Annotated in this window: 14 protein-coding genes; 3 read left to right on the forward strand and 11 right to left on the reverse strand. The window is 60.4% G+C overall.

The window, feature by feature from the left end; genetic code table 11:
- On the forward strand, window positions 1-1,425 hold a 1,425-nt coding region (locus ACKJSM_RS22870), incomplete at its 5' end, for a hypothetical protein (protein WP_410238955.1).
- 60 nt (window positions 1,426-1,485) lie between these two features.
- Here the strand turns inward: ACKJSM_RS22870 and ACKJSM_RS22875 are convergent.
- From ACKJSM_RS22875 to ACKJSM_RS22890, 4 genes are all read right to left on the reverse strand, one after another.
- Window positions 1,486-1,863, reverse strand: a complete 378-nt coding sequence (locus tag ACKJSM_RS22875) for a hypothetical protein (RefSeq protein WP_236178319.1) — start codon at window positions 1,861-1,863, stop codon at window positions 1,486-1,488.
- Window positions 1,864-1,938: 75 nt separating this feature from the next.
- The gene (locus ACKJSM_RS22880) at window positions 1,939-2,748 is read right to left on the reverse strand and encodes a putative RNA methyltransferase (protein ID WP_236178320.1); all 810 of its coding nucleotides are present in this window, start codon (window positions 2,746-2,748) and stop codon (window positions 1,939-1,941) included.
- Window positions 2,748-3,899, reverse strand: a complete 1,152-nt coding sequence (dapE, locus tag ACKJSM_RS22885) for a succinyl-diaminopimelate desuccinylase (RefSeq protein ID WP_236178321.1) — start codon at window positions 3,897-3,899, stop codon at window positions 2,748-2,750. The genes ACKJSM_RS22880 and dapE overlap by 1 nt, the downstream gene beginning before the upstream one ends.
- Before the next feature lie 97 nt (window positions 3,900-3,996).
- The gene (locus ACKJSM_RS22890) at window positions 3,997-6,588 is read right to left on the reverse strand and encodes a glycosyltransferase (protein WP_039769651.1); all 2,592 of its coding nucleotides are present in this window, start codon (window positions 6,586-6,588) and stop codon (window positions 3,997-3,999) included.
- A gap of 214 nt (window positions 6,589-6,802) precedes the next feature.
- Between ACKJSM_RS22890 and tcdA the strand changes: the two genes are divergently transcribed.
- Window positions 6,803-7,621 carry a tRNA cyclic N6-threonylcarbamoyladenosine(37) synthase TcdA gene (gene tcdA, locus ACKJSM_RS22895; protein WP_039762445.1) on the forward strand — a complete coding sequence of 273 codons (819 nt, stop codon included), beginning with the start codon at window positions 6,803-6,805 and terminating at the stop codon, window positions 7,619-7,621.
- A gap of 48 nt (window positions 7,622-7,669) precedes the next feature.
- Here the strand turns inward: tcdA and ACKJSM_RS22900 are convergent, their stop codons facing one another.
- From ACKJSM_RS22900 to ACKJSM_RS22915, 4 genes are all read right to left on the reverse strand, one after another.
- Complete coding sequence (locus ACKJSM_RS22900; protein ID WP_236178323.1) at window positions 7,670-8,077, reverse strand: SufE family protein; 408 nt, start codon at window positions 8,075-8,077, stop codon at window positions 7,670-7,672.
- Window positions 8,074-9,279: an aminotransferase class V-fold PLP-dependent enzyme gene (locus tag ACKJSM_RS22905; RefSeq protein ID WP_410238956.1), complete on the reverse strand. Its 1,206-nt coding sequence runs from the start codon at window positions 9,277-9,279 to the stop codon at window positions 8,074-8,076. The genes ACKJSM_RS22900 and ACKJSM_RS22905 overlap by 4 nt, the downstream gene beginning before the upstream one ends.
- A 148-nt stretch (window positions 9,280-9,427) precedes the next feature.
- The gene (dapD, locus tag ACKJSM_RS22910; protein WP_410238957.1) at window positions 9,428-10,462 is read right to left on the reverse strand and encodes a 2,3,4,5-tetrahydropyridine-2,6-dicarboxylate N-succinyltransferase; all 1,035 of its coding nucleotides are present in this window, start codon (window positions 10,460-10,462) and stop codon (window positions 9,428-9,430) included.
- A gap of 31 nt (window positions 10,463-10,493) precedes the next feature.
- Window positions 10,494-10,856 carry an ArsC family reductase gene (locus ACKJSM_RS22915; protein ID WP_003222107.1) on the reverse strand — a complete coding sequence of 121 codons (363 nt, stop codon included), beginning with the start codon at window positions 10,854-10,856 and terminating at the stop codon, window positions 10,494-10,496.
- 182 nt (window positions 10,857-11,038) lie between these two features.
- On the opposite strand from ACKJSM_RS22915, the gene ACKJSM_RS22920 reads away from it, so the two are divergent.
- Window positions 11,039-12,670 (forward strand): Na+/H+ antiporter, encoded by a 1,632-nt coding sequence (locus tag ACKJSM_RS22920; RefSeq protein WP_236178325.1) that lies wholly within the window; start codon window positions 11,039-11,041, stop codon window positions 12,668-12,670.
- Window positions 12,671-12,722: 52 nt separating this feature from the next.
- Here ACKJSM_RS22920 and ACKJSM_RS22925 read toward each other — a convergent pair whose 3' ends face one another.
- The 3 genes from ACKJSM_RS22925 to dapC all read right to left on the reverse strand — a co-directional run bounded on the left by ACKJSM_RS22925 (window position 12,723) and on the right by dapC (window position 15,934).
- Complete coding sequence (locus ACKJSM_RS22925) at window positions 12,723-13,478, reverse strand: M12 family metallopeptidase (protein ID WP_236178326.1); 756 nt, start codon at window positions 13,476-13,478, stop codon at window positions 12,723-12,725.
- A gap of 360 nt (window positions 13,479-13,838) precedes the next feature.
- Complete coding sequence (locus ACKJSM_RS22930; RefSeq protein ID WP_236178327.1) at window positions 13,839-14,567, reverse strand: M12 family metallopeptidase; 729 nt, start codon at window positions 14,565-14,567, stop codon at window positions 13,839-13,841.
- Between the two features lie 167 nt (window positions 14,568-14,734).
- Window positions 14,735-15,934 (reverse strand): succinyldiaminopimelate transaminase, encoded by a 1,200-nt coding sequence (gene dapC, locus ACKJSM_RS22935; protein WP_236178328.1) that lies wholly within the window; start codon window positions 15,932-15,934, stop codon window positions 14,735-14,737.
- Window positions 15,935-15,959 lie beyond the last annotated feature (25 nt).

Consider the following 15,959-nt stretch of genomic DNA (forward strand, 5'->3'; position numbering starts at 1 on the left):
GGCGAACTGAACGCCGATACGCTCGGCGCTGAAGCCAATGTGCAAGTCAGCTATCCAAGCCTGGCAGTGAGAGACACCGTCGGTGTACGGCTGACGGGTGTGGCGCTGCGCGATGCACCCATTCAGACGGTCTCCACGGTGGGTGTTCTGACGTTCAAGTTACCCAAGGCATGGCTCGTAGAAAACAAGGGTCGAACGGTCAGCCTGACTTACACCTACAAGGTGGGCGGTGTCGGGGGCTTGATCACCTCCTCACCATTGAGCATCCGGGTGGTGGGCGCGCCGGGGCAGAGCGTGTTCAAGGTGGCCGAAGCACCGGCCGGCGAACTGAACGCCGATACGCTCGGCGCTGAAGCCAATGTGCAAGTCAGCTATCCAAGCCTGGCAGTGAGAGACACGGTCGGTGTACGGCTGACGGGTGTGGCGTTGCGTGACGCGCCGATTCAGACGGTTTCCACGGTGGGTGTTCACACCTTCAAACTGCCCAGGGCATGGCTCGCTGAAAACAAAGGGCGCACGGTCAGCCTGACGTACTCCTACAAGGTAGGCGGTGCGGGCAATCTGATTACATCTCCACCGTTATCTATCCGGGTTGTCGGGGAGGTGTCGGTAGGTGACGGGCAACGAACTGCCAATGAACTTAACGCGCAGTACGCCGATACCCGGCAAAACTGTGGCAGTGCTGCGTCGCCTGCTGTGGATTGTTCTGGTGTGATATTAAGGGCAACGATTAACGGGGCGGCGTATCGTGCCTGGAATCCCAGTCCGCTGTCGCAGCAGAACGGTGGCGTATCGTTTTTCTATCTGCGCCAGGACGCGTTGTTCAAGGCGTTTCCGTGGAATTATCCGAATACCAGCGGAATTGTCTTTTTCAATCGGCAGCTTCGCCCGGCGGGCATGGCTGACATTCCCGTACTGTGCTTTTTTCCGCTGGACGGCGGCTCTGATATTCGCGCCGATCAAGGCTGCGGAGTCTCTCGTAATTACCCCAGCGTCAGCCGTTCCTGCGAGCAGCAAGGGATTACTACGGCGGCGGGATGGCTTACCCATTACAACCAGGGGCCTGTCGGATGGAAATACCAACGGCAGTGTGGTTTCAATGTTCGATCTAACCAGGGCGCTTTGGCTGCAAATGCGTTTTATCAGGGGATTCTGGCCATGAAGTTACTGGGGGCCGAGTCGTTCAATGGATGGAATGAAATCCGTCTGGCCACTTGGCCACAGAACATCCACACGACTATTCCAATCAAAGCGTTTTTTTATACGAGCAACGGCTTGGCGGATGCCAAGTTCAACCAGCAGGATTTCTACAAGTATTCCAACAGGCTTGTCCCTGTCATCAAACTGACGCTGCCCAGAACAAATGCCGAGTCAGCGCGGTTCGAATACAACAAGGCTGATCAGGCAGTGGGAAACTGGAACTGACTGAGATCGGACTGCCCGCTCATTCTGCATTCATCAGGATCAACGGGCACTAAAGACGGCTCAGGCCGTTTTCCAGGTGATCTCCTCTTCACCATCAACGCTGATCCGAATCCAGCGATCCGCTGTTTCCTCACCTTCTTCCTCGACCCACGTCCCCGGTGCGCAGCGCACTTCGACGTTCAGCGCGGTAAACGCGGCGCGGGCGCAGGCGATGTCGTCGTCCCATGGGGTCGCATCGCTTTCCAGGTACAGGCTGTTCCACTTGCCTACGGCTTTCGGCAGCCAGGTCACCGGGATGTTGCCGGCCTTGCACTTCCAGGTCTGACCTTTCTGTACCCAGTCGCTGCACGGGCCGAGAGCGGCGCCCAGCCAGGCGGAAATGGCCTTGTGGTCGACGTCGGCGTCTTTCAGGTAAATCTCGATGTCCGGTTGGCGCATGGATATCCTCACTGCGGGTCTGAAAAATCCATTCGCGGATTTAGCCGGCCCCGGGCACTCGCCCGAGTCCAAAAGTTATTGAAGAACGAAATAATCGTAGCGCATCGAGACCGTGGTCACGAACGGCTCGGGCTGTTCGATCACCGCCGCGCGGCGCTCGGCACTGGCGCGCCAGCCGTGAGGTGTCATCGCCAGCAGGTTGGCGCGATCCTCGGGCTTGTCCAGCGTCAGCTTGAATTCCAGGGTTTCACTGTGCGCCAGTGCCATGCCTTCCGGCACCAGGGCCAGGTGTTTGTCGTCGGTGTACTCGCGCACTTCGTCGTACAGCCGTTCGCGCAGTTCCATCAGATGGCCGCTGGTCGGGCCGACTTTCATCAGGCCGCCGCCGACACTGAGCAGGCGCTTGGCTTCTTCCCAGTCCAAGGGACTGAAAACGCTGGCCAGAAACTGGCAGCTGCCGGAAGCCAGTGGCACGCGGGCCATGCTGGCGATCAACCAGGTCAGCGCCGGGTTGCGTTTGCAGGCGCGTTTGACCGCCTCCTTCGAGATGTCCAGTGCGTAGCCATCGGCATCGGGCAAGGCCTCGGCGATCTGCGCGGTGTAGTAACCCTCGCCACAACCGATATCGACCCAGCGCGCCGGCGCATAACCCGCCGCCAGTTCCGCCAGACGCTTGGCCACCGGCGCGTAATGCCCGGCGTTGAGGAAGTCGCGGCGGGCCTCGACCATCGCCTGGTTGTCGCCGGGGTCGCGGCTGTTCTTGTGCTGCACCGGCAGCAGGTTGAGGTAACCCTGGCGCGCACGGTCGAAGCGGTGGCCGGCAGGGCAGGCCACGCCGTTGTCCACCGCGTTCAACGGTTCACTGCAGATCGGACACGCGAGCATCAGGCGAGCAACTTGATCAGGGTCTGGTAGTAGATCTCGGTCAGCACGTCGAGATCGGCCGCCAGTACGCGCTCGTTGACCTGGTGGATGGTCGCGTTGACCGGGCCCAGTTCAACAACCTGGGTGCCCATGGTCGCGATGAAACGACCGTCGGAGGTGCCGCCGCTGGTGGACGCCTTGGTCTCGCGGCCGGTGATGTCCTTGATGCTCGACGACACCGCGTCGAGCAGCGCGCCCGGCTCGGTGAGGAACGGCAGACCGGACAGCGCCCAGTCGATGTGCCAGTCCAGGTCATGCTTGTCGAGGATGTCGGCGACACGTTTCTGCAGGCCTTCAACGGTCGACTCGGTGGAAAAACGGAAGTTGAACACCGCCACCAGATCGCCCGGAATCACGTTGGTCGCGCCGGTGCCGGAGTTGACGTTGGAAATCTGGAAACTGGTCGGCGGGAAGAAATCGTTGCCGTGATCCCAATGCTCGGCGGCCAGCTCGGCCAGGGCCGGGGCGGCGAGGTGGATCGGGTTCTTCGCCAGGTGCGGATAGGCCACGTGGCCCTGCACACCGCGCACGGTCAGTTTGGCGCCGAGCGAGCCGCGACGACCGTTCTTCACCACGTCGCCCACCAGCGCGGTGCTCGACGGTTCGCCGACGATGCACCAGTCCAGACGCTCGTTACGGGCGGCCAGACGCTCGACCACGGCCTTGGTGCCGTGATGCGCCGGGCCTTCTTCGTCGCTGGTGATCAGGAAGGCGACCTTGCCCTTGTGATCCGGGTAGTCGGTGACAAAACGCTCGGCCGCTACGGTCATCGAGGCCAGGCTGCCTTTCATGTCCGCCGCGCCACGGCCGCAGAGCATGCCGTGCTCGTCGATCACCGCATTGAACGGGTCGATCTGCCAGGCGGTCACCGGGCCGGTCGGCACCACGTCGGTATGACCGGCGAAGCACAGCACCGGGCCGTCGCCTTTACCGTGAGTCGCCCAGAAATTATCCACTTCTTCGATGCGCATCGGTTCCAGCTGGAAACCGGCATCGCCCAGGCGCTGCATCATCTGCTTCTGGCAATCGGCGTCGACCGGCGTCACGGACGGACGGCGGATCAGGTCGATGGCGAGTTGGAGGGTCGGCGAAAGGTCGGCGTGGGCCGTCATGGGAAACTCCGAAAGCTGGGGGCAAGGCGCGCAAAATGGCGGTTATCTTAAAGCAAAACGGCGACCATTGGCCGCCGTTTAGTGCTTCGTCGAGGAATTAGACGACGGGTGCCGGTTCAGGCGCCGCCGAAGGTTTTGGCAGCGACGACAGGAACGCCATGATCAGCGCCGCCACGTACGGCAGCGACTGCACCAGCAGCATGGCCACCCAGAAGCGCATGTCGTTGCTTGGAATGCCCTGCACCAGGAAGATCCCCAGCGCCGCGCCCCACAACAGCAGCATGATGAACAGCTCTTCCCGGGCCTCGGAAATCGCCACCCAGAAACCATGGTTGTCGGCGTTTTTCGGGGTGCGGAAGAACGGAATGCTGCTGGTGAAGAAGCCGTACAGCACCGCTTTGGCGATGGTATGCGACAACGCCAGACCGGCCAGTGCGGCGCAGAATGCATCTTTCAGGTTCACACCGACGGCGCGACGATAGAGGAAGATGATCTTGCCGACCTTGAACACGAACAGCGCCAGCGGCGGGATCGCGAAAATCAGCAGTGGTGGATCGACCCGTTGCGGCACGATGATCATCGCTGCCGACCACAGCAGCGCACCGACGGTGAAGAAGATGTTCATGCCGTCCGCCACCCACGGCAGCCAGCCCGCGAGGAAGTGGTAACGCTGGCCGCGCGTCAGCTCGGTGTCTTTGCCGCGCAGCAGGCTGCGGGTGTGACGCTTGATGATCTGGATCGCGCCGTAGGCCCAGCGGAAACGCTGCTTCTTGAAGTCGATGAAGGTGTCCGGCATCAGACCCTTGCCGTAACTGTCGTGGTAATACGCCGCCGACAGGCCTTTCTCGAATACCCGCAGACCCAGTTCGGCGTCTTCACAGATGCACCAGTCGGCCCAGCCCAGTTCTTCCAGAACCGAGCGACGGGTCATGGTCATGGTACCGTGCTGGATGATCGCGTCGCGGTCGTTGCGGGTGACCATGCCGATGTGGAAGAAGCCTTTGTATTCGGCGTAGCAGAGCTTCTTGAAGGTGCTTTCGTTCTGGTCGCGGTAATCCTGCGGCGACTGCACCACGGCGATTTTCGGGTCGGCGAAGTGCGGCACCATGTGCTTGAGCCAGTTCGGGTGCACGCAGTAGTCGGAGTCGATCACCGCGATCACTTCGGCGTCCTTGGCGGTGTGCGGGATCAGGTAGTTCAGCGCGCCACCCTTGAAACCGGCCAGGGGCGAGACGTGGAAGAACTTGAAGCGCGGGCCGAGGGTTTCGCAGTAGTCGCGCACCGGCTCCCAGACCGCCGGGTCCTTGGTGTTGTTGTCGATGATCAGGACTTCGAAATCCGGATAGTCGAGGTTGGCCAGGGCGTTGAGGGTCTGTTTGACCATTTCCGGCGGCTCGTTGTAGCAGGGTACGTGGATCGAGACTTTCGGGCGGTAGTCCGAATCGCCGACCACCGGCAGGAATTCACGGCGGCGTTTGTGGATCCACACCGCTTCGGCCAGTTCGTGGGCCTCGGTCAGCAATACGATGAACACCCCGAGCGCACCGAGCGCCAGCAGGAAACCCACCGTCAGGCTGAACCACGTGCTGTATTGCTGGCTGTAGTCGTAACCGATCCACACCAGCACCGAACCGCAGAGGAACGCGATAAAGGTCAGGAAGGTACGACCACGTTGACGCAGGGCCGAGCCGTCGATCATCAGCAGGGTCAGCGACAGCAGCGCCAACACCACCGAACCGATGGCCAGCACGCGCCACTGCGGGATCGCCACCACCGGGCCTTCGAAGTTGAATTTCTGTTGGCGCGCGGCGTTGAACACGCCCCAGTAGGCGCCGACCGAACCTTCGTCGCTGGCCTTCCACGGCTGGTCAAACGCTTCGATCACGAAGTAGTTGAAGCCCTGGCGGTTGAGTTTGTTGACCAGCGTGCGCAGGTAGATCGCCTGATCCGCCGGCGACGCATCGGCGCCACCGCGCATGCGGCCGTTGCTCGGCCAGCCCACTTCGGACAGCAGCAGCGGTTTTTTCGGGAACATCTTTTTCAGGTCGCGGGCGCGGTCGAAAACGAACTGCCCGGCCTTGTCCACCGGAATGAATTCCCAGTAAGGCAGCACGTGGGCGGCGATCAGGTCGACGTGCTTGGCCAGCTCCGGGTGCTCTTCCCAGACGTGCCACTGTTCGGAGGTGGTCACCGGCACTTTGACTGCCGCGCGCACGCGGTCGAGCAACACGCTGAGTTCCTGGGCAGTGATTTCCTTGCGGAAGATCGCTTCGTTACCGACCACCACGCGAACCACGCTGCGCGAGGTGTTGGCCAGTTCGATGGCGCGGGTGATTTCGCGCTCGTTGCGCTCCTGGTCTGGGCTGATCCAGATCCCGAGGGTAACGCGAAGGCCGAATTCTTCCGCCAGTTTCGGGATGTCCTGCAGAGAGCCGTCGACCGAGTAGATACGGATGTTGTCCGTCAGCTTGCTCATGATCTCCAGGTCGCGGCGCATTTCATCGTCGGACGGATACTGATCTTTCTGCGGGAACTGTCCCTGCTGGAACGGTGAATAGGAGAAACCGGAGATCTGCTCCGGCCAGTTCGGCGCGGAGACGGGGCGGTTGATCAGTGCCCAGAAACCGGTGAACAGGGCGGCGATTGCCAGAACCACCACCAGGTTGAGTCCAAATTTACGCGATGACATAGCTGTGTCGGGTTCCAAAGGCTGTGGAACGAAGGGTCGGCTGGTTGACGCCAAGAGGGCGCGCATCCTACACCGGCAGTTCGCCGAGTCCTACAAGAGACAGGGAAATGCCGGACGTTGGGCAATCCACTTTGACTTAAGTTCTTACACTTGTAGCGTGAAGCTTAAAACTTGTCGCTGCGTAGTCCTATAATGCGCGCCGGTTTTCAGGGTAATGGTCATGAGTACAGAAGATCCGCGGTTTGCAGGCATCGCCCGTTTATATGGCATCGAGGGCCTCGAGCGCCTGCGTGCAGCCCATGTGGCGATTGTCGGCGTTGGCGGCGTCGGTTCCTGGGCGGCGGAAGCCATGGCCCGTTGCGGGGTGGGCGAGATTTCGCTGTTCGACCTCGACGACGTCTGCGTCAGCAACGCCAACCGCCAGTTGCACGCGCTGGACAGCACCGTCGGCAAGCCCAAGGTCGAGGTGATGGCCGAGCGTCTGCGCGGGATCAACCCGGACTGCACGGTGCACGCCGTGGCGGATTTCGTCACCCGCGACACCATGGCCGAATACATCACGCCGAACATCGACTGCGTGATCGACTGCATCGACGCGGTCAACGCCAAGGCGGCGCTGATCGCCTGGTGCAAGCGCCGCAAAATCCAGATCATCACTACCGGCGGCGCCGGCGGGCAGATCGATCCGACGCTGATTCAGGTCTGCGACCTCAACCGCACCTTCAACGATCCACTGGCCTCGAAAGTGCGTTCGACCCTGCGCCGTGACTACGGTTTTTCGCGCACCGTGACCCGCCATTACAGCGTGCCATGCGTGTTCTCCACCGAACAGCTGCGCTATCCGAAACCGGACGGCAGCATTTGCCTGCAGAAGAGTTTTGTCGGCGACGGCGTGAAGCTGGACTGCGCTGGCGGGTTCGGTGCGGTGATGATGGTGACGGCGACGTTCGGTATGGTCGCGGCGACCAAGGCTGTGGACAAAATCGTGGCGGGCGTGCGGCGACCGGCGGATCGGGTCAAGCCTCAGGCCTGAAGCCCAGGGCTGCGTGACTGATCGTTCCCACGCTCCGCGTGGGAACGATCAGTCAGGGGCGAGTTCACGCATCCGCTGCAACACAGCATTCAAGCCATTGCTGCGCGAAGGCGACAACTGCCGCGACAGTCCCAACTGATTGAACCAGTCCGGCAGATCCACCAGCCGCAACTCGTCGGCGGTCAAGCCATTGACCCGCAACAGCAGCAACGCCACCAATCCGCGAATCATCCGCGCATCGCTGCTCGCCGCGAACTGCCAGTGACCGTCGCGCAATTCGCCAATCAGCCACACCTGACTTTCACAGCCATGCACCCGATTGGCCTCGCACTTGTCTGCATCGCTCAACGGCGGCAGACGGTCACCAAATTGCATCAACAGCCGCGCCCGCTGTTCCCAACCAGCTGCGTTCTGAAACGTTTGCAGCGCGTCGGCGGCCTCGACCGGCAGGCTCATCGCAACAGCTCCAGCGCCTGATCCAGCGCTTCAAAGAAGCGTTCCAGATCTTCGGAATCGTTGTACAACGCCAGCGACACGCGAATCGCCCCGGCCAATTCGAAACGCTTGAGCAGCGGCATCGCGCAGTGATGCCCGGCACGCACGGCAATGCCTTGTTCAGTCAGCAAATGCGCCAGATCGGCGTTGTGCACACCTTCGACGACAAAACTGGCCAGCGCCAGTTGCGGCTTGCCCAGCAGGCGAATGCCGTTGCGGGCGGCGAGGCCGCGTAACAGGTAATCGTGCAGCGCAGCTTCGTGGGCGGACACCGCGTCCTGATCCAGTCCGGCCAGATAGTCGAGGGTCGCACCGAGGCCGATCACACTGGCAATCGGTGGCGTTCCGGCTTCGAAACCCAGTGGCGCCGGACGGAAACGGGATTCGTGATAATTGGCTTCCAGCACCATTTCGCCACCGAACTGCCACGGCCGCAGTTGCTCGAGCGCTGCGTTGCGTCCGAACAGCACGCCAAGGCCATCGGGGCCGTACAGCTTGTGGCTGGAAAACACGTAAAAGTCGCAACCCAGCGCCTGCACATCGTGCCGGCCGTGGACCACGCCTTGGGCGCCGTCGACCACCGTCAGCGCGTTATGCGCCTTGGCCATCGCCAGCAGCGCCGGCAACGGTTGCCAGGCACCGAGCACGTTGGACAACTGGCTGACTGCCAGCAAGCGAGTGCGCGGGCCGATCAGGTGAACGGCAGCAGCGAGGTCGATCACGCCGTCATCGTCCAGCGGCAGGATTACCAGCTTCAGGTCGCGACGTTGCGCCAGCTGCTGCCACGGCAGCAGGTTGGCGTGATGCTCCAGGGCGCTGATGACAATTTCGTCGCCCGGATGGAAAAGGTGTTCCAGGCCATAAGCCAGGAGATTCAGCGCGCTGGTGGCGCCGTGGGTGAAGATGACCTGCCCGCTGTCACCGGCATTCAGCCACTGGGCAACCTTCAGGCGACTGTCCTCGAACGCCTGCGTCGCGTGGGCGCCAGGCAGGTGCTGGGCACGGTGCACGTTGGCCGCGCCATTGGCGTAGTAATGCGCCAGCGCGTCGAGCAGGGCCTGGGGTTTTTGCGTGGTGGCGGCGTTGTCCAGGTAAGTCTGGTCTTGCCGTTGCAGGGCGGCGATCGCCGGAAAGTCGGCGCGCCAGGGGGAGGGAATCATCATCTGTTCAGCCCTGTGAACTTGGGCGGGTGTACACCGAACCTTGTGGGAGCGGGCTAGCTCGCGAATGCGTCGTGTCAGTCGAAGTAACGGGTGACTGACACACCGTATTCGCGAGCAAGCCCGCTCCCACAGGAGGTCACAGCGGCGCTTAGTTGTGCGCGTGCAGCGCTTCGTTCAGTTCGATCGCCGATTTGTGGGTCTTGCATTCCACGGCACCGGTTTCCGAATTGCGACGGAACAGCAGGTCGGTCTGACCGGCCAGTTCACGGGCCTTGACCACTTTGACCAGGTTGTTGTGCTCGTCCAGCAGCGCGACTTTGGTGCCGGCGGTCACGTACAGGCCCGACTCCACGGTGTTGCGGTCGCCCAGCGGGATACCGATACCGGCATTGGCGCCGATCAGGCAGCCTTCGCCGACCTTGATCACGATGTTGCCGCCGCCCGACAGGGTGCCCATGGTCGAGCAGCCGCCGCCCAGATCCGAACCCTTGCCGACGAACACGCCAGCGGAGACGCGGCCTTCGATCATGCCCGGGCCTTCGGTGCCGGCGTTGAAGTTGATGAATCCTTCGTGCATCACGGTGGTGCCTTCGCCCACGTAGGCGCCCAGACGCAGACGCGCGGCGTCAGCGATACGCACGCCGGCCGGTACCACGTAGTCGGTCATTTTCGGGAACTTGTCCACCGAGAACACTTCCAGCAGCTCGCCGCGCAGACGGGCTTCGAGTTGCACCTCGGCCAGTTCGCTCAGGTCGATCGCGCCCTGGCTGGTCCAGGCCACGTTTGGCAGCAGCGGGAAGATCCCGGCCAGGCTCACGCCGTGCGGCTTGACCAGGCGATGGGACAGCAGGTGCAGCTTGAGGTAGGCCTCAGGGGTCGAAGTCAGTTGTGCGTCTTCGGCCAGCAGGGTGGCGACCAGCGGCTTGTGGCTTTCGGCCAGACGGGTCAGCAGCTTGCCTTGGACCGCGTCGATGCCTTTCACGGCTTCAGCCAGCTGCGCAGCCTGTGCGGTGGTGAAGGTGATGGCCTGGTTGCCTTCGGTGTAGCCGAGGATCGGTGCGACAGCGGCGACCAGTTCGGCCGAAGGGTTCAACAGCGGTTGGGCGTAGAACACTTCCAGCCACGCGCCTTGACGGTTCTGGGTGCCGACGCCGAAGGCAATACTGAACAGGGAGTTGGACATGTGAATACCTCTACAAAATGTGACGGGCTGCTTACTTGAGGGCGGCCGCGTAGATGTCTGGCTTGAAGCCAATCAGGGTTCGGTCACCGAGATCGAGCACCGGGCGCTTGATCATCGAGGGTTGAGCGAGCATCAGTTCGATGGCTTTCGACTGGTCGAGATCGGCTTTGCGTTCGTCGTCGAGTTTGCGAAAGGTCGTGCCTGCGCGGTTCAACACCGTTTGCCAGCCATGCTCGTCGCACCATTGGGTCAAGTGTTCACGGTCAATGCCGGCGGTCTTGTAATCGTGGAAGTCATAGCTGACAGCGTGTTCATCGAGCCAGGTGCGCGCCTTTTTCATGGTGTCGCAGGCTTTGATGCCGAAAAGGTGCAACGTTTTGCTTGAAACGGTCAAGGAATTGCCCCCTTTGCAGGTGCTGGAAAAAAATGGTGTCGGATTATGCCATGACCGGACGGTTTCGCGGCGCAGAGGTTGCTTTTGCTGTAGACGCCTGCGACATAGGTGCAACGGTCACGCACAGCCTAAGCGGCTAATATGGCAGTTCAATGCTGTCGATTGTCCGGGATTTCCGCTTTATGCAAACCGCTTATACCGTCCTGATCCTGCTGATGCTGGTCAGTGTTTCGCGCCTCGTGGGACGGGTGATTCCACTTCCACTGCCCCTGGTACAGATTGCTGCCGGTGCCTTGCTGGCCTGGCCGACCCTTGGCCTGCACGTGGCTCTTGATCCCGAACTGTTCCTGTTTCTGTTCCTGCCACCGCTGCTGTTTTCCGATGGCTGGCGCATGCCCAAGCGTGAGTTATGGCGTCTGCGCGGGCCGGTGTTGACGCTGGCGGTCGGCTTGGTGCTGTTTACCGTGGTCGGTGCCGGCTACTTCATTCATTGGCTGCTGCCGACGATTCCCTTGCCGGTGGCCTTTGCGCTGGCGGCGGTGCTGTCGCCGACCGATGCCGTGGCGGTCTCGGCCATTTCGCAGAACCGCTTGCCCACGCCGCTGATGCACATGTTGCAGGGCGAGGCGCTGATGAACGATGCCTCGGGTCTGGTGACATTCAAGTTCGCGCTGGTCGCGGCGGTCACCGGTGCGTTTTCCCTGGCCAATGCCAGCCTGACCTTCGTGCTGGTCGCGGTCGGCGGTCTGGCGGTCGGGGTGGCACTGAGCTGGTTGGTCGGCCGGTTGCGCGCCTGGATGATCGCCCGGGGCTGGGACGATCCGGCGACCCACGTGGTGTTCATGTTGCTGCTGCCGTTTGCCGCTTACGTGCTGGCCGAACGACTCGGCGCGTCGGGCATTCTTTCGGCGGTGGCGGCGGGGATGATGCAGAGCTGGCTCGATCTGCTGCCGCGCCAGACCAGCACCCGGTTGCTCAATCGCAGTGTCTGGTCGTTGCTGGAGTTCGCTTTCAACGGCCTGATTTTCCTGCTGCTGGGGCTGCAATTGCCGGACATCATCAAGGCGGTAGTCAGCCACGAGACGTCACTGTGGCCGACCCTGTTCTATCGCTGTCTTGATGTGGTCGCGATTTTCCTGGCGCTGGTGTTGTTGCGCTTCATCTGGGTGCAAAGCATCTGGCGTCTGTCGGTGCTGTTGCGTCGCTTGCGGGGCAAGGGGGATCTGACGCAGGTGCCGACCGCCCGGTCCTGCTGGCTGCTGACCGTGGGCGGGGTACGCGGGGCGGTCACATTGGCCGGTGTGATGTCGGTTCCGATGTTGATGGGCTCTGAGGCATTTCCCGAGCGCGATCTGCTGATCTTCATTGCTGCCGGGGTGATCCTGTTGTCGCTGGTGGCGGCGTGTATTGCACTGCCGTTGTTGTTGCGCGGCATCGAAAAAAGTCCGGACGACAAACGCCGTCAGGAAGTGCGCGACGCCTGGCGCAAGACGGCGGAAGCTGCGATCCATGCGCTGGAGATCGAAGAAGTCAGCCCGCAGGACGCCGCGCAAGCCGCGCTGGCGGCGGAGCTCAAGGCGCGGATCATGTCCGAGTATCGCCATCAGCTGGAGGTGTTCAACGACTCTGCCGAAGCCCAGGCGCTGGCGTTCCAGATGGATCTGCTGGAACGCCGACTTCGCCTCAAGGCGCTGCGCGCGCAACGCCTTGAGTTGTACAGCCTCAGTCGTCAGCACCAGATTGGTGATGACGTGCTGCGTGAAGTATTGGGCGAATTGGATCTGAGTGAGGCCAATCTCGGTCAGGTCAAGTAGTTGAGAAACGTGAGGCTTGTGTTCTATTTAGTCAAAGGCTGATTGTTGAGTTTTAATCTGCCGGGTAAATCTTGCGCATGAACGCGATATCTCCCTGGCTGATTGTGTTATTCAAGGGTTGGTGCCAGTCGCCGTCGGTGATGCTGTTGGAGATGTAGTAATGCATGACTGAATCTCGGTCGTAGGGTGTATATGTCTGGCCGGGAACGCGCTCGCGCTGAAATACCTGGGTGTCGACTTCAGTGCGTGAAAAACCAAGGGAAGAAAAGTAGAGATAGGTCTGTTCCCGGTTCCAGGGTATCTCGGCGTCCGGATGTTGATGCTCATGCAGCATGCCGAGGGCATGGCCAAACTCATGAATAACCGTGGTCTCATAATTGCTTGAGTCGAAATTTATTCCTAAGGTCATGGACGGGTTTTGGGGGTCGCCAGTAAGTGCGTCGGTACCGATCCTGGAACTGCCGGCGTCGTTCATCAAGGGCTGAAAGTCTACTCGAATGTCCCCGAGAAACTCGTCGGAACCGTAAATGTCTTCCTCATCCATTTCGAAGAAATCGAATTTTAAATTAACGTAGGGCAACCATTTGCTTGCGCCTTTTTTTACAGCTTCAAATGAATGCTCGTTAAAACGATAGACGAGTATTTTCAGTGTTTTACCTGTCTTCCAATATTTGGTGTGTGCACCAATGCTGCGCTTTCTTCGGTTTTGACTGCTGATGTCGTTGTCGGAGCGTTCGTTTATAGCGGCATTGTAGGAGGCTATGGGGTCAGTGTTGACGGGGATTTTACAAGGCTTTGCGATATTCATGATTAATGATTCATGGTTGTTGGAGAGCGGCCAAGTTATTTTATTTTTTTATTCTTTGTCCATTGGTTAGGGTTTTCAAGTTGTTGCGCTAGTTTGAAGGGGAGTGTGTTGTTGGGAGTTTGTAGGGGTGAGGTATTTGTTCGAGTTGTCTTGCCGTCAAGCTTGCGTAGAATCTGAATCCCCCGGGAGCATTAAACGCGGCTAGGGGGAACTCACGCCTCACACTCTGGATGTGGGTAGCGTTTAAGTTAGTGGAGGGTGTTGATGAGGTAGGGCTTCAGCTTGAGTGGTTGTGTTGCGTGATAAGAAAGTTTGCGAGGTGTTGCGCCTCGCAAACTGTTTTTGTTTGAGTTTTATTGTTTATTTCGGATAAAGAAGTCTCATAAGACGCTTGTCCTTCTTGCTGATCCGACGGTTGATCGGTACTTCCCAGTTGCCCACCGTCAATGTGTTTGCCACCGGGTGGTGCATGATCGATTTTCGGTCGTAGGAGGTGTAGATCGCGTCCGGCGTGTGGAAGGACGCGAACAGGTTCCTATCGACCTGCTCCTCGGTCAGCGGGTTCATTTCGCGATTTTTGTAGAACTCATATACCTTTGGCTTATCCCACGGAATATTGGCCCTTGGGTGCTGATGTTCGTGCATCGCACCGAGTGCGTGACCGAATTCGTGGATCACGATCACTTCAAAGTCTTCATGTTCCGGTTTGACGCCCAGGTTCATGGTGGGATGGTCGGGGTGGATCAACAGCGCATCGGTTCCCAGCATCGAGCTGTTGTCATTGTTTTTTGTCGCAATCCGGATGTCGCCCTTCAGATCATCGACAAATTCAAACTTCAGGTTGATGAACGGTAACCACTGACTGGCCGCAGCGATAATCCTGTTCTTGTGGTCGGTGTCGGGTGAGTCCATGAATGCAATTTTCAAGGTTCTACCGTTGGCCCATAGTTTTGAATAGTCAAAGACTGAGCGTTTGCGTCGGGTGCCGGTAGTATTACCGGCATTGGCGGGGTTTTCATTGATTGCCGCCATGTAAGCGGCTTGATCATCGGGCCATTGAATGAGTTGGCAATCCAGCAGGTCGTTCATGTTCACTTCTTCCTTGAAGTTAACGTTTTGAGTTTATTTGGGTGCAGCGATATACGCGGCTCAAGACTAACGTCCGACCGGCAGGCGAGTGGAGTAAATAGTTGGAGGATCTGTAACCCGATGTATGAAACGCCCGTGCCGGATTGCCCGGCCCGGGCGCTCAGGCCTTACTTGTGGCGCAGGACGAAATCGCGGATGCGTTCGGCCGCTTCCACACACTCTGCCAGCGGCGCGACCAGTGCCATGCGCACCCGACCGGCCCCGGGGTTGACCCCGTCGACATCGCGGGACAGGTACGAACCCGGCACCACGGTCACATGCTCTTCGGCAAACAGGTCTCGGCAGAACGCTGCGTCGTCGCCTTGCACGTTCGGCCACAGGTAGAAGCTGCCATCCGGACGTTGTACATCCATCACCGGGCTCAGGATGGCCAGCACGGCATCGAACTTCTCGCGATATAGCGCACGGTTGGCGCGCACATGCACTTCATCATTCCACGCGGCAACGCTGGCCAGTTGGGTTTGGACCGGCATCGCGCAACCGTGATAGGTGCGGTACAGCAGGAAGCCCTTGAGGATGTCGGCATCGCCGGCAACGAAACCGGAACGCAGCCCCGGCAGGTTCGAGCGCTTGGACAGGCTGTGGAACACCACGCAGCGCTTGAAGTCCTTGCGGCCCAGTTCGGCGCAGGCGCTGAGCAGGCCCGGCGGCGGTGTCTGTTCGTCGAAGTACAGTTCGCTGTAGCACTCGTCGGCGGCGATCACGAAGTCGTATTCGTCGGCCAGGGCGATCAGCTTTTTCAGCACGTCGACCGGGATCAGCGCGCCGGTCGGGTTGCCCGGCGAGCACAGAAAGAGGATCTGGCAGCGCTTCCAGATATCAGGCGATACCGCGTCGAAGTCCGGGTTGAAGCCGTTCTCGTCCAGGCACGGCAGGTAGTGCGGCTTGGCTCCGGCGAGGAATGCCGCACCTTCGTAGATCTGATAGAACGGGTTCGGGCTGACCACCAGTGCGTCGTCGCCACGGTTGACCACGGTCTGGGTGAAGGCGAACAGCGCTTCACGGGTGCCGTTGACCGGCAGCACGTTACGCGCCGGGTCGATCCAGCCGCTCGGTACGCTGAAACGCCGCTCGCACCAGGCGGCGATGGCTTCGCGCAGGGCCGGGATGCCGAGGGTGGTCGGGTACACCGCCATCTGATCCAGATTGTTCGCCAGCGCCTCGGCGACAAAACTCGGCGAGCGATGCTTCGGTTCGCCGATGGACAGCGCGATCGGGCGCTTGTCCGGGTTTGGCGTGACGCTGCCGAGCAGGGCGCGGAGCTTTTCGAACGGGTAGGGCTGAAGCTGGGACAGAGCGTTGTTCATCGGTGCGGGATCTCGTGCAAAGCGG

Source organism: Pseudomonas sp. PHC1 (assembly GCF_046487845.1).
GTDB classification, from domain to species: Bacteria; Pseudomonadota; Gammaproteobacteria; order Pseudomonadales; family Pseudomonadaceae; genus Aquipseudomonas; species Aquipseudomonas sputi.